Genomic DNA, 21,680 nt, shown 5'->3' with positions numbered 1-21,680 from the left:
CCGACCGGTGCCACGCACGCGGCACGTTCGGGTGCGGCCGCGTCAGCATGCATGCGAACCGCTAGCGCGACGACTCTCCGTCGTCGCCCCACACGACCATCACGTCGCGCACGAGCGCGGCGATCGATGTCGCGCCGAGCTTCTCCTTGATGCTCGCGCGATGCACGTCGACGGTCTTCACGCTGATCGACAGGTCCGACGCGATCTGCTTGCTGCCCTTGCCGTCGACCACGCCGCGCAGCACTTCCTTCTCGCGCGCGGTCAGCGCATCGAGCCGCTGGCGCAGCTCGCGGTGGCGCTGGCCGACCGCATGCCGCTGCTGCGCGAGCCGCAGCGCGCGCTGCACGCGCTCGAGCATCTGCTGCGAGTTGTACGGCTTCTCGACGAAATCGATCGCGCCGTTCTGCAGCGCACGCACCGACATCGGGATATCGCCGTGCCCGCTGACGAAGATCACCGGCAGCGTCGCGCCGCGCGCATTCAGTTCCGCCTGCACGTCGAAGCCGCTTTTCTCCGGCATCCGCACGTCGAGCACCAGGCACGCGGGCAGGTTCACGTCGAAGCGCGCGAGAAAGTCGGCGGCGTTCGCGAACCCTTCGGACGCGATGCCGACCGATTCGAGCAACCACGCGAGCGACGTGCGCATGCCGCTGTCGTCGTCGACGATGTATACGATCGGTGCGGGTGACGTCATCGCGGGTGTCTCGCAAAATATCGGTATGGGTATCGCACGCGCCGCGCATGGGGCCGGTTGCCGGCTCGTCGCGAGCGTCGTTCGCTGGGGGTGTGCGGTACATCATAACGAGCCGAAAACCCGCTGAACACCCTTTTACGTGCCGCACGAACGCACAATCGCGCTTTTTTCGCGCAGCGCGCCGCGCATCTAGGTAGAACCTTTAGACGCGTTGGCGAGAACGCCATCTTCATCGTCAATCGTGCGAATGGTCGTCCGCATTTTCGCGACGTACGCTTGGGTCATCGTCGACGATCGAACGCTGCACCGGCAGCGCGAACGATCGCCGCCTTCGTCCACCCGGGAGCGCCCATGTCCGCCTCATCCTCCACGATCTCCACGCCCGCTGGCGCGCGACCTGCACGCGTCGAACCGACCGACGCGCAGAAAGCGTTCCGGCAAGCGATGGCCCACCTCGGCGCGGCCGTCAACGTGATCACCACCGCCGGGCCGCACGGCCGCTGCGGGATCACCGCGAGCGCCGTCTGCTCCGTCACCGACGCGCCGCCGACGCTGCTGGTATGCCTGAACCGGTCGAGTGCGATGCACGCGACCTTCGAGCGCAACCGCCATGTCTGCATCAACGTGCTGCCGGCCGAGCACGAACTGCTCGCGCGGCATTTCGCGGGGCTCACCGACCTGCCGATGGAGCGGCGCTTCGAACTGCCCGTGTGGGATCGCGGCGAGCAGGACGTGCCCGTGCTGCGCGACGCACTCGCGAGCCTGCAGGGCACGATCGCCGAGATGAAGGAAGTCGGCTCGCATTCGGTGATGTTCATCGAGGCGACGTCGATCCGCGTACGCGACGACGGCGACAGCCTCATCTATTTCAGCCGCGCGTTTCATCGCGTGTCTCGCACGGCGTGCGTGCGGTGACCTTCGCTTGACTACGCGGACGTCCGCAACGCACGCTGCCCGGCCGCGAGCGCGGCGCCCGCGAACAGCGTCAGCGCCGAATACACGAGCCCGCGCGCGAGCCCCGCGCTGTCCGACACCCAGCCGATCGCGACAGGCCCGGCAATCTGACCGAACGCGAAGACCGTCGTAAACGCGCTGATCCCCTTCGCCCAGCCGTCAGGCGGCAGGTTGTGCCGCACGAACGCGGTCGTCGATGCAACGGCCGACAGGAACGTCGCGCCGAACAGCACGCCCGACGCAAACGCGGCGGCCGGATGTACGAATATCGCGGGCATCAGCGTCGCGATGCCGAGCAGCGCGTTGAGCACGGCCAGCGCCTGGCCGCCGCGCATCCGGTCGAGCAAGCGCGACCACAGCCGCGCCGAGACGACGGTCGCGATGCCGAGCATCACGTAGAACGCCGATACCACCGTGCCGCTCATCCCCGCGCCGCGCAGCAGCGCGACGATGAACGTCATATAGCCGATGTAGCCGACACCGAACAGGCCGTAGCCGGCCAGCGCGAGCGCGAAGCGGGCCGGGCTCGCGGTGACGGCCGGCACCGCGCCGTCGCGTGGCGCAGCCTGCGCCGCGTGCGCGCGCTCGATACGACGCGCGGCCGACACGGCCATCGCCGAGAACAGCACGCAGGCAACCGCGAGCGCGAACCATGCGGGCTGCCAGCCGTGCACACCATGCGTGAGCGTGGCCGGCACGAGCAGCGACGACGCGACGATGCCCCACCCCGTGCCGCCGTAATAGAGACCGAGCAGCAACCCCGCATCGCGCGGCGACGCCGACGCGAGCCGCGCGGCCAGCACGCCGCCGCTGATGAAGATCAGCGCGCTGCCGACGCCGGTCGCGAGCCGCTGCACGAGCAGCGTGTGCATGTCCGACGTGAACCCGCATGCGGCCATCAGCAACGCGGTCAACGCGCAGCCGGCCGCGAGCAGCGTGCCCGCGCGCCGGCGCCGCGACAGCATCGGAAACGCGAGTGCGCCGATCAGGTAGCCCGCAGCGTTCGCGGTGTTCAGCGCGCCGGCCTGTGCGAACGTCCAGCCGAGATCGGCCTTCATCGGCGGCAGCAGCAGCGCATACGAAAAGCGCGCGAGGCCGAGCGCGATCGCGCTGCCGAGCGACAGGCAGATCGCGAGCCGCCACGCGGCCATGCGGTCGGAGTCGATTGCGCCGGCGTCCGGCCGCGATGGGTCGGCACGCTCCGGTTGCAGCACCGTGGGCATCAGGTTGTCTCCATCGTTGTTCGAGTCGTGCCGCCGGGACAGCGGCGTGCGCGGCCGCGTCCGTCGCACAGGATCGTCAGATGGTGCCAGAAAACCGGGGGCGCCGTCGCGCCCGGCCAGGCGCGCGGTTGCCGTGCGCGATCGTCTTTCATTAATGACGCGATTCGAAATGATCGGCGCCATTACATTTCCGATTTAAAAGAATCGCCGAAATCATTTAATCGGCCGCGATCCCGATAATTGGAAAATCAGATCGCCCCCATTATTCTATTTATCCGCCTTTTTCTCGCATCGCTTGCCGGAATTTCCCGTGTTTAGCAGGCTTTCGCTAAAAATCTTGCAACGCATTGCATTCGCAAATTCGTCAGACTATTATCGACGCCACTCGTCCGGCATTCACGAAATGCCGGATGAGGAGCGGCGATCTTTTAGCCACGCTTTCATGTTGAATCACTCATGTTCACCACAGGAGAATTGACATGCAGGAAACCCAGCAGATCGAATTGCTTGACTGGATGCAGGAAGACACGCACCCCGAGGCCGTCGACATGATGGTCGAGGACGCCGTGGTGCCGTTCGGCACCGCGCTCTGGCCGGTCTGAGCGGGCCACCCGTTCTCGCGGAAGGGCCGCGGCCCTTCCGCCGCTTCCGGAGACACGCATGCTGAACCTGCACCGCGCGCTGGGCTTTCACCCCGCGCTGCGCGACAAGCTCGCGCGCGGCGAGTCGGGAAAACTGCTGGTCGGTTATGACACCCGCAACCGCGACATCGCGTTGCGCGCATTTGCCGCCCTGCCCGATTCGCTCGACGCGACCACCCTCTGCCTCGAAACCACCCCGCCCGCCGACATCGCCGCCGCGCTCGATCGCGCCGACCTGTTCGTGCTGCTGTACGACTCGTCGTGCCTGCCGACGCCGTCGCCGAGCGGGCCGCCGTTCCTCGCGGCGATCCGCCCTGCGATCGTCGAGCACTGGGGCAAGTCGGTCTTGTTCAAGGATTACGGCCCGCATCTGGACGAGGCATTCGCCGAATCGCTCGACGACATCGCGGCACGCAACGGCCGGCTGATCGAAGCGGCCGCGCGCGCGTCGCAGATCCGCTTCATCGACGAAGCCGGCAACACGCTGACGGGCTCGCTCGCGCCGGACCAGAAATGGACGAGCGTGGACGGGATGGGCAATCTCGACATCGTGCCCGGCGAGATCGCGACGCACGTCACCGACCTGAACGGCTCGGTCGTGTTCAGCGGCACGTTTCTCGGCACCGTGCCGTTCGCGATCAAGTACAAGGTGGCCGAGCGGCTCGCGACGCTGCATGTCGAAGGCAGCACGATCGTCGATTTCGACAGCGACGACGCGGGCTTCCGGCGCGACTTCTCGACCTATCTCGACCGGCACGCGAATCACCGGCGGATCGAGGAATTCGGCATCGGCACGAACCTCGGGATCCGCGGGCTGTACGGCCGCAATGCAGGATTCGAGGAACGCCATCCGGGCCTGCATCTCGGGCTCGGCGGCGGCGAAAACGGCAGCCATCATCTCGACCTGATCTTCGCGCGCGGCACGCTCGCGCTCGACGAGCGGATCGTGTTCGACGGCGCATTCGCCGTCTGACGAAGCAGCGGCATGCTCAGGCTTCGGCGGCCACCGCGTCGCCGAGCCACTTGAACATCACGTAGCAATCGACGAACCCGAGCCGCGCGTGACGGTACGCGCGCGGCAAGCGGCCGACGATCTCGAACCCCAGCTTCTGCCACAGCGCGACCGCGATCTCGTTCGTCGCGACCACCGAGTTGAACTGCATCGCGAGGAAACCGCGCTCGCGTGCAACCTGCTGCGAGTGCTCGCACATCAGGCGCGCGACGCCGCGGCCGCGCGCGGCCTCGCTCACCATGTAGCCGCAGTTGCATACGTGATTGCCGGGCCCGGCCGCGTTCGCCTTCAGGTAGTACGAACCGAGCAGCACGCCGTCCTCTTCGGCGATCCACGTGCAGAGCGGTGCGTCGAGCCACAGTGCGCGCGCGGCCTCCGGCGTCGGTGCGGGATCGAATGCATAGGTTTCCTGAGCAGCGACGATGGCGCGGTAGGTCGGCCAGAAGCGCGGAAAATCGTCCTCGGTCATCGGGCGAAGCGTGATCATGCGGGTTCTCTCGTGAAGGCGATGTTGGCCGGAAGGCAATCGATCGTACCGCGATTCGTCGATGGCTGACGTCCCGCGGCACGCCGCTGCGGTGCGCGGCCGGCGGCATGCGGTACCGGCGCTCAAGCGCCGGCGAGAAACCCGACAGGCGCTCGTCGCCGCGACGCCGGCAGGTTTGCCGTTCACGTCATTCCCTCCGGACACTCCACACCCGGCGCATGCCTCGTCATCGCGCCATCGACACAGGCCATTCGGCCGAATCGCCGCCGTACGCACCGGATGAAAGAATGATCGTCGTCCGGGAAGCCGGCTTCGCTGCCTGAAACCCCGAACCATGAAGGCGCCGCATGCGCTCCGGCCGCGGCGCCGCTGCGTTGCATGCCGTCTCGATCCGACGACCGGCGCCACGTGCATTGCACCCCGCTCACACCACCTGTGGCAGGCCGCATGGCAGCCTCGTTTCCCTCACCGCCTCTGTAGCTTATAAGTTACAATGCTATCCAAGTTCGAACTGCTTCGCTATCAGCGCGACGACGGTCGCGAGCCTTTCACCGAATGGCTGAACGCCGTGCGCGACAAGCTCGCCCAGGCACGGATTCGCGAACGCCTGCGCCGCGTGCAGACGGGCAACTTCGGCGATTGCGTGCCTGTCGGCGAAGGCGTGATCGAACTGCGCATCCACGTCGGTGCCGGCTATCGCGTGTACTTCGGCCGGCACGGCGGTGCACTGGTGCTGCTGCTGTCCGGCGGCGACAAGGGCGGTCAACCCGACGACATCAGGCGCGCAAAGGAACACTGGTCGAACTGGAAACGGAGGCAAACATGAACAAGCTCAAAGGCGCGGTATCGCACCACGACGCGGAAGTCGCCGAGCTCGGCGCCGATCGCGAACTCGCGGTGGCCTATCTGCGCGTCGCAATGGAATCGCTCGACGATCCCGACAACCGCGCGGCCGCCCTGCTCGCGCTGCGCACGGTCGCGGAAGCGTACGGCGGGCTCGGTGCCGTCGCGGCCGAAGCCGGCATCAGCCGCGAATCGTTGTATCGCACGCTGTCCCCCAACGGCAACCCGACGCTGAAAACCCTGCTCGCGGTGCTCAAGACGGTCGGCCTGCGCCTGTCCGTCGTCCCCGCGCAGCCGGCGCACGCGTAAGCGGCGCACGGCCCGCCTGCCCGCTCACGGCCTGGTCATCCACACCAGCAGCATCCCGGCCGGCGCGGCATTCATCCCCGTCGGCGGATGCTCGATCGTCGGCTCGACCGCCAGCGCCTGCGCGATCGCCGCCGCATCGTCGATCGGCGTCGTCCTCACGATCGTTATCAGCCTCGCCGGCCGGTGCAGCGTTTCGCGATACAGTGCACCGTACCACAGCGGCCGCGTGCCGAGCGCATCCTGCAGCGCGTACGGATAGCGCCACAGCCGCAGCACGACACGGCTTTCCGGGTGGCCCGGGTCGACGCGGACGAACACGCGGCGCGTGCTCTCGCCGTGCGTGTAGCGCGGCAGCACGGGCAGCGTGTCGGCCGGCGCCTGCGGCAACAGCCAGCGCAGCGCGGTGGCAGGCGACCACGGCGTCGCGCGCTGCCAGCCGGCCTGAGCGAGATGGCGATCGAGCGTGTCCGACGTCGCGCTCCATTGCAGCGGCAGATATTCCTCGCGATCGCCGCCGATCTCGGTGCGCCGCGTCGGCACGCGCTGCCACCCGCCGCGCATCCACTGATCGACGGTCATCGCAACCACGTCGCCGACATGCGGGCGCGCCGCGCGGTCGAGCTGCCATTGCGCGGGAACCGTCCATACGCCGGCCGTCGCGAGCACCACGACCACCGCGACGAGCGCCCCCCTCGACTGCACATGCTCGCGCACGCGCCAGTACGCATAAGCGCCGGCGAGCACCGCGAACCACGCCAGCCCGAGGCTCCAGCCGCCGAGCAAACCCGACAGCCACGTGTCGCCGACATACAACCGCGCGAAGCCGCCGAGCACGATCCACAGCACGACCGCCGTCACGACCGGGATGCGCCACCGCGCGGGTCCGTCGTGCGCGAGCACCCAGCCGAGGCCGCTGCTCGCGAGAATCGCGAACGCGGCATCGGCATCGGGCAGCGGCATGTGCGGTGCGCCGGGCGGCAGGCTCGCGGGCGTCGCGCCGGGCACGCCCGCGCCGAACACCGGTACGAGCACGACGGCGATGCCGATCGTCGCGAGCCACCACGCGGACGTCAGCCAGCAGCGATGAATCATCAGCCAGACGAGAAACGCGGCCGCGACGATCAGCCCCGTATCGTGCCCGTGCAGCACCGCGAGCGCGCTCATCGCGGCATCGACGGGCGGCGTGCGCAGGTTCTGCAGGAACGCGTACAGCGCGATGTCCGCCTGCATCAGCGGATCGTTCGCGACGACATCCTGCACGAGCCCCGCGAACAGCCACACGCAGCCGACGAACAGCAGCGCAAGCACGGGCACCGCGCCCGGCAGGCGGCGCACGTGCGCGATCGTGTCGTGCAGCCGCGCGCCGAAGCGCGGCCAGCGGCGCGCGCAGGCGTGCACGACTTCGACGAGCGCGCGACGCAGCAGCGGCCAGCCGCGCCGCAGCGCGACGCGCACGCCGATCCACACCAGCGCGACCAGCGCGGCGACGACCGCCAGGATTGCGGCGACCCGCACGCTGATCGCCGCGGCCAGGACGGCCGATGCGCCGAACAGGATGCCCGGCGCCACATGCACGGGCGCCCACACGAGTGCCGATATCACGTTGACCGGATAGAACGACCGGCGCGGCAGCATCGCGCAGCCGACGACGACCGGCACCACCGCGCGCACCGGCGCGAGGAAGCGCGCGAGCACGATGCTCTTCATGCCGTGACGCAGCACGAACTCCTCGCCGCGCGCGTAAGCGGCTGCATAGCCGAAGCGCGCCCACGCGTTGCGGATCACCCCGCCATAGTGCCGCCCGAGCTCGTAGCTGATCCCGTCGCCGACCACGGCGCCGACGGCCGCGACGCCGATCGTCGTCCACCCGTCGAGCGCGCCCGCGCCGATCAGCGCGCCGGCCGCGAACATCACGGCACCGGCCGGCACGACCGTGCCGACCAGCGCGATCGCCTCGGCGCAGGCGGTCAAGAACACGATCGCCAGCACGAGCAGCGGATGCGCGCCGATCGCGCCGATCCACGCGTGGATCGTGTCGCTCATCGCGCACTCCAAAGCGGTGCGGCCCGGTGTGCGAACACCGGGCCGGCAGTGGCGTGGGAAACGTTCATCGCGAGGTGCGCGCGGTCGCGCCGGCGTCGGAAGTCAATCGAACTCGTACTGCCGCGCATCGGCCTCGAGCGGCGCATCGTGGTATCCGACCGTCGCGATCTCGTGCAGATAGCGCGCGAGAAACGCGCCGATCGACCCGGCGGCCTCGAATTGATGCACGTGACGGAATTCGTGGGTCAGCAGGCGGCGCGTGTCTTGCCCGCGCAGCACGAACACCGCATGGCCGAGCGTGAGCCCGATCGTCCCCGGCGACAGCAGCCCCGTGTCGCGGGCGATCGCGGCAAGCGTTGGCGTTTCGGGGAACGGCATGCGGTCGACGATCACGACGCGGATCCGCTCCGGCTGCGCGACGCCCACGGTGCGCGCGTCGTCGGCCTGCGCCGGCGTCAGCGGCGCGCCCTGCGCGATCCCGCGCGCCGCTTCCGCTTCGGCCCATGCGACGGCGGCAGGCAGTGCGGACGGAAGGATATCGGCAAGGTCGATCATCGCGGGGCTCCTCGGTTGTCGCGGTGGCATCGGGCACCAGTTTAGTCCCGAATCGGGGCCGTTCGCGGGGCGCTTCGCGTGACGCCGCGCTGGTCCGCCCCGGGCGCACCAGCCATCAGGGAATACCCTATTCCACAAGCGGTCCACGCTACTCTCCTTTCCGTCGATTGCTTCGGTTCAGTACACATTCCAGGGTCGGATATCTCGAAAATTTCCCGGATGTGTACCGTTTTGGGATTCGGCGGAATATATTGATCGGAAGAACAGTCGCGGCGGCAACCGGACGGCAGGGTCCGCGGCGTCATCCCGAAGAGGGTCGCTCGATGATCAGGGTAATTCTGGCTGACGATCACGCAGTCATGCGGGACGGACTGCGTCATATCCTGGAAAGGGCCGGCGGTTTCGAAATCGTCGGCGAGGCGAGCGACGGCCGGGCCACGCTCGCGCTGGCCGAGCGCAGCGCCGCGGACGTGCTGCTGCTCGACCTGTCGATGCCCGCGCCGACCGGCATCGAGCTGATCCGGCTGGTCAAGAGCCATGCGCCGTCGCTGCGCACGCTCGTGCTGACGATGCACGCCGAGGCGCAGTACGCGGCGCGCGCGTTCAAGGCCGGCGCAACCGGCTACCTGACGAAGGACAGCGCGACCGCCGAGCTCGTCGAGGCCGTCGGCAAGGTCGCGGCGGGCGGCGTCTACGTGAGCCCGTCGGCGGCCGAAAGCCTCGCGCGCACGCTGCGCACGCCAGCCGAGATGCTGCCGCACGAACGGCTGTCCGCGCGCGAGCTCGACGTGATGCACCGCATCGTCGCGGGCCAGACCGTCACGCAGATCGCGTCCGAACTCGCGCTGAGCGCGAAGACGGTCAGCACGTACAAGACGCGGATCCTCGAGAAGATGGAACTGCCGCACGAAGCCGCGCTGGTCCGCTACGCGATGCGCCACGATCTCGACCCCGGCGTCGACGACGCATGACGACCACCCTCCACTTACCGCCTGCCCCCGCGGACGACGCCGATCCGGACGCGTCGCGCCTGTTCATGTCGTCGCTGCCGCCCGGGCGGCGCGAGCGGCGGCTCGCGATCGCGACCGTGCTCGTGTCGGCCGTGATCTTCGCCACGCTCGCGCCGTTCGCGGGCATGCCGCTCGCGCCGGGCTGGGCGTTCATCCCCGTGTACCAGTCGGCGATCGTCGTCAACGACATGGTGACGGCCGGCCTCCTGCTCGGCCAGTACGCGATCCTCCGCGAGAAAGCACTGCTCGCGCTAGCGGGCGGCTACCTGTTCACGGGCTTCATGGCCGGCACGCACATGCTGACCTTCCCTGGGCTGTTCGCGCCGACGGGCCTGCTCGGCGCCGGCGAACAGACCACCGCGTGGCTGTACCTGTTCTGGCACGGCGGCTTTCCGCTCGCGGTCGCCGCGTACGCACTGCTGCGCGCGGCGTCGCGCACGCGCCCGATCCCGGCCCCGCAGCGCCGCGCGGCGATTCCGGTGGTGCTCTGCATCGCCGCGGCGGTCGCCGCGACGGCCGCGCTCGCGGTGCTCGCGACCGCCGGCCACGACCTGCTGCCGCGCATCATGCACGGCAACCGGATGGCCGCGACGATGAAGAACGCGATCACAGTCGTCTGGGGGCTGAACCTGGTTGCGCTGATGCTGATGTGGCGGCAGCGGCGCCGCCATTCCGTGCTCGACCTTTGGGTGATGACCGTGCTCGTTGCCTGGCTGTTCGACATCGCGCTGTCGTCGATGCTGAATCACGGGCGCTTCGATCTCGGCTTCTACGCGGGCCGCGCATACGGCCTCGTCGCGTCCGGCGTCGTGCTGTTCGCGATGCTGTTCGAGAACGGCCGGCTGCATGCGCAGACGGTGCGCGCACTGGCCGGCGCGCGCTACCAGCATCTGCTCGTCGTGCAGAAGAGCGCGCAGTTGAACGAGGCGAACGAACGGCTCGAACAGCGCGTCGCCGCGCGCACCGCGCAACTGAGCGCATCGAACCGCGACCTGCGGCGCGAAGTCGAGGAGCGCGTGCGCGCGGAGCGGGCGCTGCAGGCGTCACGCGAGGAACTGCGCGAGATCGCCGCGATCAGCGCGACCGCGCGCGAGGCCGAGCAGCGCCGCATCGCCCGCGAGCTGCACGACGAACTCGCGCAAACGCTCGCGGCGCTGAAGAACGATCTCGAATGGCTGATCGACCGCGTGCCGCAGGACGACGCGCCGCTGGCGCGCAAGATCGCGGCGATGCACACGATGGCACGCGGCGCGGTGGCCGCGACGCGGCGCATCGCGTCGGACCTGCGCCCGCTGATGCTCGACGATCTCGGCTTCGCCGCGGCGATGCAATGGCTCGTGGAGGATTTCCGGCACCGTCACGGGATCGCGTGCGCGCTGCACGTCGAGCCGCCCGAACTGCAGCTCGACGAACCGTATGCGACGGCCGTGTTCCGCATCGCGCAGGAAGCGCTCGCGAACATCGCGCGGCATGCGGCCGCGTCGCATGCGGACGTGGACCTCGTGCACCGGGACGATGCGATCGCGCTGACGATTCGCGACGACGGCGCGGGGTTCGATCCCGGTGCGCCGCGCAAGTCGAGTTCGTTCGGGCTGGTCGGCTTGCGCGAGCGTGCGTATCTCGTCGGCGGCACGCTGCAGATTACGACGACGCTCGGTGAAGGTACGACGGTCGAGGTGGAGATTCCGCTGTCGCATCCGCAGGTGGCGGTTGCGCATGGCGGGGATGGGGCTTCGGGCGGGTAGGTCGGCGGGATGCGATGGCGCGGCGTCGCTGACGCGGTCAGTGGTAGTCGTCTTCTAGTTGATGGCGGACGGCGAGGATCGTGACTTGCTCCGCGATCCTCGCTGTCCCGATGGCTTACTCGACCGCTTTTGTCGCCCGTGCCGCTTTCAGCATGCGCTCGAGTTCTGCCTGAACGTTTGCAGCATCGATGTATTCGCCGGTCCGCCGCGCCTCGTCGCGCGATGCCAGGCCATGCGCGACAAACTCGCGCTGCACGCGCCGGCGTGCAATGCGAGCGCGCAACGCCGATTCGATGAATGCGGAAAGCGTCTCGTTTTTCGCCAGAACGGATTCAGCGGCTTCAAGCAATTGCGGATCGATCCGGAACGCGGACTTCGTCGCAGAATTCATTGCATTCCCCACGTGTGCCAATAGACCGCACGGTAGCACACCGGCACGCGCCAGGAGCGTGAACCGGTTGGGGCAGCCACGCATCCATGCGCGTCACACCCGCGCCGCCACCATCCCCCGCTCCGACCGCGTCCACGCGACCAGCGCGCCGATCCCGAGCAGCGCGAGGCACACGATCGGCACGATCATCGGCCCGAACGCGGTGCCCGTCACCTTGCCCGCGAACGGCATCAGGTTCTGGCTGAAGAAGCCGCCGAGGTTGCCGATCGAGTTGATCGCCGCGACGCTCGCCGCCGCCCGCGCACCGGTGAAATAACGCGGCGGCATCGACCAGAAGCACGGATACAGCAGCGGGATGCATGCGCCGCCGAACACGAGCGCGATGAAGCGCAGCGGCGTCGACGGCAGCACGAGGCTCAGCAGGAAGCCGAGCGCGCCGAGCGCCGCGACGATCGCAATCGTGCGCAGGATGCTCTTCGCGCGGCGCAGCTTCGCCGGCAGCCACACCAGCAGCAGCACCGCGAGCGCCCACGGCAGCATGCTCAGGAAGCCGTTCGTGCTGCTCGACACGCCGAACGATTTCACGAGCGTCGGCAGCCAGTACGTGACGCCGTACAGCGACGTCGACATCAGCATGTAGGTCGCCGCGAACAGCATCACGCGCGGATCGAGCAGCGCCTTCCACGGCTGGCCGTGCTCGGCCTGCGCGGGCTTCTCGCGCTCCAGCGCGGCCGCGACGATCTGCTTCTCGCGCTCGTCGAGGAACGGTGCCTCGCGAAACGACGCGGGCAGCACGCGGAACACGACGATCGCGACGATCACGGCCGGGATGCCGGTTGCAATGAACACCCACTGCCAGCCCGCCAGCCCCCATACGCCGTTCAGGCTCAGCAGCACGCCGCCGACCAGCGAGCCGAGCATGTTCGCGAGCGCGCTGCCGAGCGTGAAGATGCCGAGCACCTTCGCGCGGTAGCTTTGCGGAAACCACAGCGTCAGGTAGTAGATCACGCCCGGATAGAAACCGGCCTCGGCGATGCCGAGCAGGAAGCGCAGCGTGCAGAATGCGGGCATCGACGTCGTGAAGCCCATCAGCACGGTGATGAGGCCCCACGTCAGCATGATCCGCGCGAGCCATACGCGTGCGCCGTAACGATGCAGCGCGAGCGTGCTCGGCACCTCGAACAGCAGGTAGCCGATGAAGAACAGCGACGACGCGAGCCCGAACGCGGCCTCCGTCATCCCGAGGCTGTGCACCATCTGCAGTTTCGCGAAGCCGACGTTCTGCCGGTCGATGAACGCGATCAGGAACATCACGACGAGGATGGGCAGCAGGCGCCGCGCCACCTTCGACATGATGCGCTGTTCTTCGGCGGACGCGGGGTCCAGGGTTTCGGTAGCGTTCACTACGGGCTCCTTGCGTGAATCGGTTGCGTATCGGTTGAATCGGCGCCGCGCAACGAAGGCGCAAGCGCGGAATGTTTCGATGAATATCGTTTGAGAGCGGCCGCCGGCGCTCAACCCGACCGGTAGTCGTCGAGCATCGGCGCAAACATCTCGTGCCACGCGCGCGGCTTCGCCTTGATCGTGCCGGCCAGGTACAGGAATTCGACGTAGTCCATCAACTGGTTCGGTCGCACCGAGAAGCGCGTGTCGGGCGCGGCGAGCATCCGCATCACGTCGTCGTGCGACACGCCGACGCCCGACGACGCCGCATAGAGCGCGGCCGCGGCGCGCGGGTCCTGCGCGATCAGGCGGTTCGCTTCGTCGAGCGCGCCGAGAAACGCGGCGGCCAGCGCGGGCTCCGTATCGACGAGCCGCTTCGGCGCGAACACGACGTCGAGCGTCAGCGGGCCGAGCACGTCGACCGAACTCACGACGCGGTGGATGCCCGGCTGCCGCAACTCGAGCGTCGAGAACGGCGGCGACGTGAAGTGCGCGGTGACGCCGTTCTCGCGGCGAATCAGCGCCTGCATCGCCTGCGGATGCGGCAGGTTCACGGTGATCGAATCGAGCTGCGCGAAATGCTTCGGACCGAGCTGCCGGCTCGCGACCATCTGCAGCACGACGGCCGACAGCGACGTGCGGATGCCGGGCACCGCGATCCGGTCGGACGACGTGAAGTCGCGCAGCGACATGAGGCCCGGACGGTTCGCGTTCAGCGACAGCGACGTGGTCGACAGCCCGCTGATGCCGATCACCTCGACGTTCGGGATGCCGCGCGCCCGCGCCCACAGCTCGATGAAGCCCGGCGCGCCGGCGCCCGCGAAATCGAGCGTGCCGGCCATCATCGCGTCGTTGACGGAATTGCCGCCGTCGAGCAGCACCCAGTCGACCGCGACGTCGCGCACGCCATGCCGCGCCGCGTGCCGCTCGAACAGCCGCTGCTTCTCCATCACGAGCAGCGGCAGGTACAGCACGCCATAGCCTTTCGAGATTCGCACGGTGCGCGGCTTCGCGCGCACGAGCGACGGCGCGGCGAGCACGCCGAGCCCGGCGGCGATCAACGCGCGGCGACGCGACGACGTCGTCATGCGCGCGCCGCCGTGCGACGGGCGGCAAACGGCCACGCGAAGGCCGGCGGCGCGCTGCGCCGCGCGTGCGTCGTGCCCGTGACTTGCTGCATGTTGCCGTCTCCTTGAATATTTCTGGTATTAATGCCGTCCTTGCGTGCTTCTTCCGGCTCGACACAGGTTATCGACCGAGTCTGAGAAAATGCTGACATCCCGGCCCCGGGAAAACCCCTAATCCATCCACCTGCAAAACGGCACCATGCGCATTCTCGTCGTGGAGGACGATGCCGAAATCGGCGCGGCGATCCGCAGCCGCCTGGCGCGGCTCGGCCACGCGGTCGATCTCGAAACCGACGGCGCGACCGCGAACGGGCTGCTGCGCGTCGAGCGTTTCGACCTCGTCGTGCTCGACGCGAACCTGCCCGGCATGGACGGATTCTCGGTGCTGCGCAACCTGCGCGCGTCGGGCAGCACGACGCCCGTGCTGCTCGTCACCGCGCGCTCGGCGATCGACGACCGCGTGAGCGGCCTCGGCCTCGGCGCCGACGACTATCTGGTGAAGCCGTTCGACTACCGCGAACTCGACGCGCGCGTGCAGGCGCTCCTGCGCCGCAACAGCGGCCACGCGAACGACGTGCTGACGCTCGGCGGCCTCGTGATCGACCGCAGCAGCCGCCTCGCCGAGCTCGACGGCCAGCCGCTGTCGCTGTCGCGCCAGGAATTCGCGCTGCTCGAAATCCTCGCGAGCCGCCCGCAGCGCATCTTCTCGAAGGAAGAACTGCTGAACCAGCTGTTCAGCTTCGGCAACGAGCCGACCGCGAACGCGGTCGAGCAGTACGTGACGCGCGTGCGCAGAAAGCTGCAGGGCAGCTCGGTCGAGATTCGCACCGCGCGCGGGATGGGGTATCAGATTGCCGCGCATTGACTGGTTCCCGAAGACGCTGTTCGGACGCACGCTGCTCTTCATCGCACTCGTCGTCGCGACCGGCGCGCTCGCGCTCGCGGCGATCGCGCGCTACTACGCGGGGGTAGCTGCCGAACGCGCGTACGACCAGTTGCTCGCCGGCGCGTCGATCCAGGTCGCGGAGAACCTCTACGTGCAGGGCGGCGTGCTCGCACTGAATCCGCCGGTGGCCGCGCTGTCGACGCTGTCGCGCTACGACCTCGTCTACTACAAGGTCGTCGATTCGCGCGGCATCGTCGTGGCCGGCTACAACGATCTCGCGAGCTCCGCGACGCTCGCCGCCGCGAAACAGGGCCCCGCATTCGCGAACGCCGTCTACCAGGGGCACCGGATCCGCACCGCGACCATCGCGCGCTACATGCCCGAGGAAAGCACGCCGGGCTGGGCGCTCGTGACCGTTGCGCAAACAACCAACGCGCGCCAGCAGCTCACGAACGACATGAGCATCAAGGTGTGGACGCTGATCCTGCTGATGAGCGTGCTCGCGATCGGCGCAAGCGGCCTCGCGATCCGGCGCGGCCTGCGCCCGCTCGCGCAGATCGGCACCATCATCGCCGCGCGCGACCCGGCCGACCTGCGGCCGGTGGCCGTCGACACGCCGAGCGAGATCGACGCGATCATCGGCTCGATCAACGGGTTGATACACCGCCTGGCCGAACGCATCAACGCGATGCAGCGCTTCATCGCCGACGCCGCGCACCAGATGCGCACGCCGCTCGCGCGGCTCGACGCGCAGATCGAACTGCTCGACGGCGAATCCGATCCCGCGCGCCATGCGGCGCGCCTCGACGCGCTGCGCGCGACCAGCGCGGACGTCGGCCGCCTGACCGGCCAGTTGCTCAATCACGCGATGGTAATCCATCGCATCGAGGCCGTGCCGCTGCAACCGGTCGAACTCGTCGCGCTCGCGAAGGACGTGCTCGGCCGCGTGATTCCGCTCGCGGGCGAGCGTGATGTTGCGGTCGCGTTCGCGAGCGACGCACCGCTTGCATGGATCGACGGCGATGCGATCAGCCTGCAGGAAGCGCTGTCGAACGTGCTGCACAACGCGCTGCTGCACGGTCATGCGGACGACATCGTCGTATCGGTCGCGACCACGGGCAACGCCGACGGCGCGGTCACGCTGACCGTCACCGACAACGGCCGCGGGATTCCGCGCGAGCACTGGGCCGCCGCATTGCAGCCGTTCGTGCGAATCGCGCCGGACGGCAGCGAGCGGCGCACGGGGTCGGGCCTCGGGCTCGCGATCGTTCAGGAAGTGATGAAGGCGCACGGCGGGCGCGTCGGGTTCGCGTTTCCGGATGCGGGCGGGTTCGCGGTGGTGCTGACGTTTCCGCGGGCGGCGGGGATCGGTGCGGGCGAAGCGTAGGCCAGTGGAATCGGGCGTGTGGTCAATCAAATGCGGGTGAGCCGCAGCCGTCAATCGTCGCTGTCGTCGGCAGCATCAGCGGCGCTGCGCTTCCATCGCGGTGATGGCGACTGAGCGACAATCTGCCCGACATTTCGGAATGCATCGCAATTTTTCGCGATGCACACCGGAGGCGACACGAGCCACGCCGACTACACCGCCACCGCCTCCCCGCCCAGATACGCATCGCGCACGCGCTCATCGTCGAGCAGCGCCTTCGCGGGCCCTTCGAGCACGACGCGCCCCGTCTGCAGCACATACCCGTAGTGCGCGATCTCCAGCGCGAGGCTCGCGTTCTGCTCGACCATGAACACCGTCACGCCCTGCTTGTTGATCGCATCGATCAGTTCGAGCACCTTGTCGACGTAAAGCGGCGACAGCCCCATCGTCGGCTCGTCCATGCAGATCAGTTTCGGCCGCGCCATCAGTGCACGTGCCATCGCGAGCATCTGCTGCTCGCCGCCCGACAGCGTGCCTGCGCGCTGCGCGAGCCGCTCGCGCACGCGCGGGAACAGGTCGAGCACGCGTTCGTAATCTTCCGCCACCGCCGTGCGGTCGCCGCGCGTATACGCGCCCATCAGCAGGTTCTCGCGCACGCTCATGTCGCCGAACAGCCGCCGCGCCTCGGGCACGGCCGCGATCCCGCGTCGCACACGCTGCGGCGTCGCGAGCGCCGTCACGTCGTCGCCGTCGAAACGCACGACGCCGCGACGCGGCCGCATCAGCCCGAGAATCAGCTTCATCGTCGTCGACTTGCCGCTCGCGTTGCCGCCGAGCAGGCTCACGATCTGCCCGCGGCCCACTTCGAAGTTCACGTCGAAGTGCACCTGCACCGGCCCGTAGAACGTATCGAGGTGTTCGAGTTTCAGCAGTGTGTCGGTCATGGTCGTGTCGGGTCCGGAAGAAAGCGTGTTCATGCGGCCGCCTGCGTCGTGCGCTCCGCGGTAGCACCACCCGCATGACGCCGGCCGAGGTACGCCTCGATCACGCGCGGATCGTGCCGCACGTCGCGCGGCGCGCCTTCGGCGATCTTCACGCCGTTGTCGAGCACCATCACGCGGTCGGACACGCGCATCACGAGTTCGAGCTTGTGCTCGATCAGCAGGATCGTCAGGCCGCGCGCCTTCAGCGACTGGATCAGTTGCAGCATCTCGGCCGTTTCCGTCTCGTTCATCCCGGCCGTCGGTTCGTCGAGCAGCAGCAGGCGCGGATGCAGCGCGAGCGCGCGGCCGATCTCCACGCGCCGCCGGTTCGCGTACGACAGGCTGTGCGCCGGATGATCGATGCGCGGCGTGAGCCGTTCGCCGAACCCGGCGACGATCGCGCGCGCCTCGTCGCGCAGCGCCGCTTCCTCGCGCCGCACCGATGCGGGCCGCACGAGCGCGCGCAGCACTTCGGCCGCCGCGCCGAGCGCGGGCCAGCCGGGCCGCGCCGCGCGCAGCCGCGCATGCGCGCCGATCAGCACGTTGTCGAGCACGCTCAGGTTGCCGAACACGCGGCCGTGCTGGAACGTGCGTGCAATGCCGAGCGCCGCGAGCCGTTCGGGCGCCGTGCCCGTGATGTCGCGGCCATCGAACGTCACGCGGCCGGCATCGGGCCGGTCGGCGCCCGCGATCAGGTTGAACAGCGTGGACTTGCCGGCGCCGTTCGGCCCGATCACGCTCAGCAGTTCGCCGTCGGCAAGCGTCAGGCTTGCGCCGTCGAGCGCGGTCACGCCGTCGAAGCGGCGCGTCAAACCCTGCACGTCGAGCAAGGGTCGGGTGGTGGTCATCGCATTCCTCCTCACACCGTGCCGAGCAGGCCCTGCGGCCGAAACCGGACGAGCAGCAGCAACACGACGCCGTAGATCAGCATCCGGTAGTCGGCCGCCCAGCGGAACAGCTCCGGCAGCCCGATCAGCGCGACCGCGCCGGCGATGCCGCCGAGCACGTTGCCGAGCCCGCCGAGGATCACCATCGTCAGCGCGAGGATCGACACCTGCGAATCGAAGGTCTGGTGATTGATGTAGCTGTACAGGTGTGCGGCGATGCCGCCGCTCACGCCGGCCGCCACGCCGCCGACCGCGAACGCGATCGCCTTGTAGCGGTTCGGCGCGATGCCGTGCGCGCGAGCGGCAACGTCGTCCTCGCGCACCGCGCGCAGCGTGCGGCCGAGATGCGAGCGCAGCAGCCGAACCTGCACGAGCGCGAACACCACGAGCACCGCGAACGTGAACCAGTACGCGGCGCGCGCGGTCGCTGCCCACGGCAGCGGCGCGATGCCGGTGATGCCGAGCGGGCCGCGCGTGAGGCCGTCCCAGTTCAGGATCACGAGGCTCACCACTTCGCCGATGCCGAGCGTCGCGATCGACACGTAATGCCCGCGCAGCCGGAACGCCGGATAGACGAGCAGCGTGCCGAGCACGGCCGTGATCGCGCCCGCGCACGGGATCGTCACGGCCGGCGACCAGCCGAGATCCGACGACAGCAGCGCCGACGCATACGCGCCGATCACGAGCAGCGCCGCGTGCCCGAGCGAGATCTGCCCGACCGTGCCCGCGACGAGCGTGAGGCTCAGCGCGAGCAGGCCGTACAGCCATGCGTTGGTCAGCGTCTGCAGCACGTACGGCGACGCACCGAGCCACGGCAGCACGGCCGCGAGCGCGACCAGTACGACGAGCACCGGGCGCGGCACGCGCACGGCTTTCGCGGCCGCGAGGAAGGTGCCCGTCATCGGCTCGGGCGGCAGCGCGCGGTTCGCGCTGAACAAGCCGTTCGGCCGCCACACGAGGAACACGATCAGCAGCCCGAACGCGAACAGGTCGCGATAGCTCGTGCCGAACAGCGCGACGCCGTAGCTTTCGACGAGACCGAGCAGCAGGCTGCCCGCGATCGCGCCCGGTACGTTGCCGAGCCCGCCGATCAGCAGTGCGACGACGCCCTTCAGCGTCGCCTGGAAGCCCATCGCCGGATCGATGCTGTTGTAGTACATGCCGACCAGCAGCCCGCTCACGCCGCCGAGCGCGCACGCGATCGCGAACACCGTCTGGTTCACGCGATCGACGTCGACGCCCATCTGCAGCGCCGCGTCGCGATCCTGCGCGGTCGCGCGCACCGCCCAGCCGAGCCGCGTGAAACGCAGGAAGCCGTACAGCAGCGCGGCCGCCGCGATGCCGATGCCCGCGATCAGCAGGTCGAGCGAGCCGAGCGTCGCGCCGGCGATCCGCAGGTGCCAGTCGGGCAGCGGCGTCGGCACCGCGCGCGGGTCCGCGCCGAATGCGAGCTGCGCGAGCTGGTCGAGGATGAAGCTGATGCCGATCGTCGCGAGCAGCGGCGCGATCCGCGCCGCGTGGCGCAGCGGCCGCAGCCCGATCCGCTCGATCGCGATGCCGAGCGCGCCGCAACCGATGACGACCGCCGCGAGCGCGACCGGCAGCGGCAGCCCGAAGCGCGTCAGGCACAGCCAGCCGATGAATGCGCCGACCATGTAGACCGAGCCGTGCGCGAAGTTGATCAGGTGCGACACGCCGAAGATCAGCGCGAGCCCGACCGCGAGCAGCGCGTAGATATTGCCGACGATGAGGCCGTTGAGCGTGTAGTCGAGCCAGGAAGCCATCACGATGCGTCCGTCACTTGCATGCGGTTGATTCGGAATCAGCGCGCGGCGAGCTGCGGCTTCGCGCCGTCCCACAGCGCCCACTGCCCCTGCTTCACGACGAGATACACGGTACGCGCGCCCGCGACGCGGCGCGTCTGCGGATCGAAGCGCACCTTGCCGAAGATCACGCTCGGCACGTCGCTCACTTTCGCGAAACCGTCGTGCGCGGCCTGGCGCGTCGTGCCGTAGCGGCGCAGCACCTCGGCCGACAGGATCAGCGCGTCGTATGCGCGCGCAACGAACGAATCGGGATCGGCGTGGAATTTCGCGCGATAGCGCTGCACGAACGCCTGCACCTCGGGGCGCGGCTCGGCCGGGAAGAAGTTCGATTCCGTATAGACGCCTTCGACGGCCGCGCCGCCCAGTTCGAGGAATTTCGGCGAATACACGGAGCCGACCGCCGCGATCGGCAGCGAGACGCCCGACGTGCGTGCCTGTCGCACGATCTGCGCGCCGTCCGCGTAGTACGAGATCAGCACGATCGAATCGGGCTTCGACGCGCCGATCCGCACGAGCGTCGAGCGGAAATCCTTCTCCGCCGGCTGGTAGCCCTCGGCCGCGACGACCTGCGCGCCGAGCCCGGCCACTGCCTTCGCGAAGATGTCCTTGCTGGTGCGGCCCCAGTCGGTGTTCAGGTACAGCACCGCGATCCGCTTGAAGCCGAGTTCCTTCACCGCGTAGCGCGCGAGCAGCGGCTGCTCCTCGGCCTGGCTCAGCGCGGTGCTCCACAGGTAATCGCCGCCCTTCGTGAAATCCGGATGCGAGTTCGTGAAGCCGAACTGGATCAGTTGCCCACGCTGGTAAATCGGCGACGCGGCCATCGACGTCGCGCTGGAAAAATCGCCGAGCTCGATCGCGATGCGCGGATCGGCGACGAACTTCTGCGCGATCGCCACCGCCTGGCGCGGGTCGCTGCGGCTGTCCTGGAAATCGATCGCGAGCGGCCGGCCGTGAATGCCGCCGCTGCCGTTGATCTCGTCGAGTGCGAGATCGAAGCCGCGCTTCCATTGCTCGCCGTATTGCGCGTCCTGGCCCGTGAGCGGCCCGCTTACGCCAACCACGACCGGCTCACCCGACACGCCCGCCGCGAGCGCACCGCCCGTCGACAAGCCCCATGCGGCAGCGAGCGCCGCCACCGTGCCCAGCACGCGCCGCCATGCGCCGCGTGCGTCGTTTCCCGAAACGTTCATGCCGCCCCCACCTTCAGTCAATCGAAAAGAGTGAGGGCATGTAACCATCCGGTTCAGGGCGATCC

The 21,680-nt window shown here is 68.8% G+C and carries 21 protein-coding genes; 9 read left to right on the top strand and 12 right to left on the bottom strand.

Translation table 11 applies throughout. The features are described 5' to 3' along the window. Window positions 1-61: 61 nt before the first annotated feature. On the bottom strand, window positions 62-694 hold the full coding sequence (locus tag MRS60_RS29350; protein WP_044845365.1) for a response regulator transcription factor: 633 nt from the start codon (window positions 692-694) through the stop codon (window positions 62-64). Between the two features lie 351 nt (window positions 695-1,045). Between MRS60_RS29350 and hpaC the strand changes: the two genes are divergently transcribed. Then, complete coding sequence (gene hpaC / locus MRS60_RS29345) at window positions 1,046-1,609, top strand: 4-hydroxyphenylacetate 3-monooxygenase, reductase component (RefSeq protein WP_243566125.1); 564 nt, start codon at window positions 1,046-1,048, stop codon at window positions 1,607-1,609. Between the two features lie 11 nt (window positions 1,610-1,620). On the opposite strand, the gene MRS60_RS29340 is transcribed toward hpaC, so the two are convergent. Beyond that, window positions 1,621-2,871: a YbfB/YjiJ family MFS transporter gene (locus tag MRS60_RS29340; RefSeq protein ID WP_105389710.1), complete on the bottom strand. Its 1,251-nt coding sequence runs from the start codon at window positions 2,869-2,871 to the stop codon at window positions 1,621-1,623. A 479-nt stretch (window positions 2,872-3,350) separates the two neighbouring features. On the opposite strand from MRS60_RS29340, the gene MRS60_RS34985 reads away from it, so the two are divergent. Both MRS60_RS34985 and MRS60_RS29335 read left to right on the top strand, forming a co-directional pair. Next, on the top strand, window positions 3,351-3,473 hold the full coding sequence (locus MRS60_RS34985; protein WP_006479692.1) for a hypothetical protein: 123 nt from the start codon (window positions 3,351-3,353) through the stop codon (window positions 3,471-3,473). Between the two features lie 58 nt (window positions 3,474-3,531). Further along, entirely contained in the window at window positions 3,532-4,485 is a 954-nt protein-coding gene (locus tag MRS60_RS29335; RefSeq protein ID WP_034182078.1) for a leucyl aminopeptidase (aminopeptidase T), read from the top strand. A 16-nt stretch (window positions 4,486-4,501) separates the two neighbouring features. Here MRS60_RS29335 and MRS60_RS29330 read toward each other — a convergent pair whose 3' ends face one another. Beyond that, window positions 4,502-5,011 carry a GNAT family N-acetyltransferase gene (locus MRS60_RS29330; RefSeq protein WP_243566124.1) on the bottom strand — a complete coding sequence of 170 codons (510 nt, stop codon included), beginning with the start codon at window positions 5,009-5,011 and terminating at the stop codon, window positions 4,502-4,504. Window positions 5,012-5,504: 493 nt separating this feature from the next. Here MRS60_RS29330 and MRS60_RS29325 point away from each other — a divergent pair, with 493 nt between their 5' ends. Then, window positions 5,505-5,837, top strand: coding sequence for a type II toxin-antitoxin system RelE/ParE family toxin (locus MRS60_RS29325; protein WP_243566123.1), 333 nt, complete (start codon window positions 5,505-5,507; stop codon window positions 5,835-5,837). After that, complete coding sequence (locus MRS60_RS29320; RefSeq protein WP_006752118.1) at window positions 5,834-6,163, top strand: addiction module antidote protein; 330 nt, start codon at window positions 5,834-5,836, stop codon at window positions 6,161-6,163. Before MRS60_RS29325 ends, MRS60_RS29320 begins: the two co-directional genes overlap by 4 nt. A gap of 24 nt (window positions 6,164-6,187) precedes the next feature. On the opposite strand, the gene MRS60_RS29315 is transcribed toward MRS60_RS29320, so the two are convergent. Next, a complete protein-coding gene (locus MRS60_RS29315) occupies window positions 6,188-8,206 on the bottom strand; it encodes a VTT domain-containing protein (RefSeq protein WP_243566122.1) in 2,019 nt (672 codons plus the stop codon). 102 nt (window positions 8,207-8,308) lie between these two features. Then, window positions 8,309-8,761 (bottom strand): hypothetical protein, encoded by a 453-nt coding sequence (locus MRS60_RS29310; RefSeq protein WP_034182074.1) that lies wholly within the window; start codon window positions 8,759-8,761, stop codon window positions 8,309-8,311. Window positions 8,762-9,084: 323 nt separating this feature from the next. Between MRS60_RS29310 and MRS60_RS29305 the strand changes: the two genes are divergently transcribed. Both MRS60_RS29305 and MRS60_RS29300 read left to right on the top strand, forming a co-directional pair. Next, complete coding sequence (locus MRS60_RS29305; RefSeq protein ID WP_243566121.1) at window positions 9,085-9,732, top strand: response regulator; 648 nt, start codon at window positions 9,085-9,087, stop codon at window positions 9,730-9,732. After that, on the top strand, window positions 9,729-11,516 hold the full coding sequence (locus MRS60_RS29300; protein ID WP_175746594.1) for a sensor histidine kinase: 1,788 nt from the start codon (window positions 9,729-9,731) through the stop codon (window positions 11,514-11,516). Before MRS60_RS29305 ends, MRS60_RS29300 begins: the two co-directional genes overlap by 4 nt. Before the next feature lie 115 nt (window positions 11,517-11,631). Here MRS60_RS29300 and MRS60_RS29295 read toward each other — a convergent pair whose 3' ends face one another. The 3 genes from MRS60_RS29295 to MRS60_RS29285 form a co-directional block, all read right to left on the bottom strand. After that, window positions 11,632-11,907: a YlcI/YnfO family protein gene (locus tag MRS60_RS29295; RefSeq protein ID WP_034182071.1), complete on the bottom strand. Its 276-nt coding sequence runs from the start codon at window positions 11,905-11,907 to the stop codon at window positions 11,632-11,634. Window positions 11,908-12,000: 93 nt separating this feature from the next. Beyond that, entirely contained in the window at window positions 12,001-13,311 is a 1,311-nt protein-coding gene (locus MRS60_RS29290) for an MFS transporter (protein ID WP_243566120.1), read from the bottom strand. A gap of 110 nt (window positions 13,312-13,421) precedes the next feature. Further along, window positions 13,422-14,438 (bottom strand): ABC transporter substrate-binding protein, encoded by a 1,017-nt coding sequence (locus MRS60_RS29285; RefSeq protein ID WP_243566119.1) that lies wholly within the window; start codon window positions 14,436-14,438, stop codon window positions 13,422-13,424. Window positions 14,439-14,676: 238 nt separating this feature from the next. On the opposite strand from MRS60_RS29285, the gene MRS60_RS29280 reads away from it, so the two are divergent. Then, window positions 14,677-15,342 carry a response regulator transcription factor gene (locus tag MRS60_RS29280; RefSeq protein WP_034182068.1) on the top strand — a complete coding sequence of 222 codons (666 nt, stop codon included), beginning with the start codon at window positions 14,677-14,679 and terminating at the stop codon, window positions 15,340-15,342. After that, complete coding sequence (locus MRS60_RS29275; protein ID WP_034182067.1) at window positions 15,329-16,750, top strand: sensor histidine kinase; 1,422 nt, start codon at window positions 15,329-15,331, stop codon at window positions 16,748-16,750. Before MRS60_RS29280 ends, MRS60_RS29275 begins: the two co-directional genes overlap by 14 nt. Window positions 16,751-16,941: 191 nt before the next feature. Here the strand turns inward: MRS60_RS29275 and MRS60_RS29270 are convergent, their stop codons facing one another. Genes MRS60_RS29270 through MRS60_RS29255 form a run of 4 tightly spaced genes read right to left on the bottom strand, consistent with a single transcriptional unit; the run spans window position 16,942 to window position 21,615 of the window. Then, entirely contained in the window at window positions 16,942-17,706 is a 765-nt protein-coding gene (locus MRS60_RS29270) for an ABC transporter ATP-binding protein (protein WP_243566118.1), read from the bottom strand. After that, window positions 17,703-18,560: an ABC transporter ATP-binding protein gene (locus tag MRS60_RS29265; protein ID WP_243566117.1), complete on the bottom strand. Its 858-nt coding sequence runs from the start codon at window positions 18,558-18,560 to the stop codon at window positions 17,703-17,705. Before MRS60_RS29265 ends, MRS60_RS29270 begins: the two co-directional genes overlap by 4 nt. Window positions 18,561-18,571: 11 nt before the next feature. Continuing rightward, window positions 18,572-20,383, bottom strand: a complete 1,812-nt coding sequence (locus MRS60_RS29260; RefSeq protein ID WP_243566843.1) for an ABC transporter permease — start codon at window positions 20,381-20,383, stop codon at window positions 18,572-18,574. A 38-nt stretch (window positions 20,384-20,421) separates the two neighbouring features. After that, window positions 20,422-21,615 (bottom strand): ABC transporter substrate-binding protein, encoded by a 1,194-nt coding sequence (locus MRS60_RS29255; RefSeq protein WP_034182063.1) that lies wholly within the window; start codon window positions 21,613-21,615, stop codon window positions 20,422-20,424. Between the last annotated feature and the right edge of the window lie 65 nt (window positions 21,616-21,680).

The sequence above is a fragment of the Burkholderia pyrrocinia genome (genome assembly GCF_022809715.1).
GTDB lineage: Bacteria > Pseudomonadota > Gammaproteobacteria > Burkholderiales > Burkholderiaceae > Burkholderia > Burkholderia pyrrocinia_C.
The sequence above is the reverse complement of the archived record's forward strand: the minus strand, read 5'-3'. Positions and strand labels throughout refer to the sequence as shown.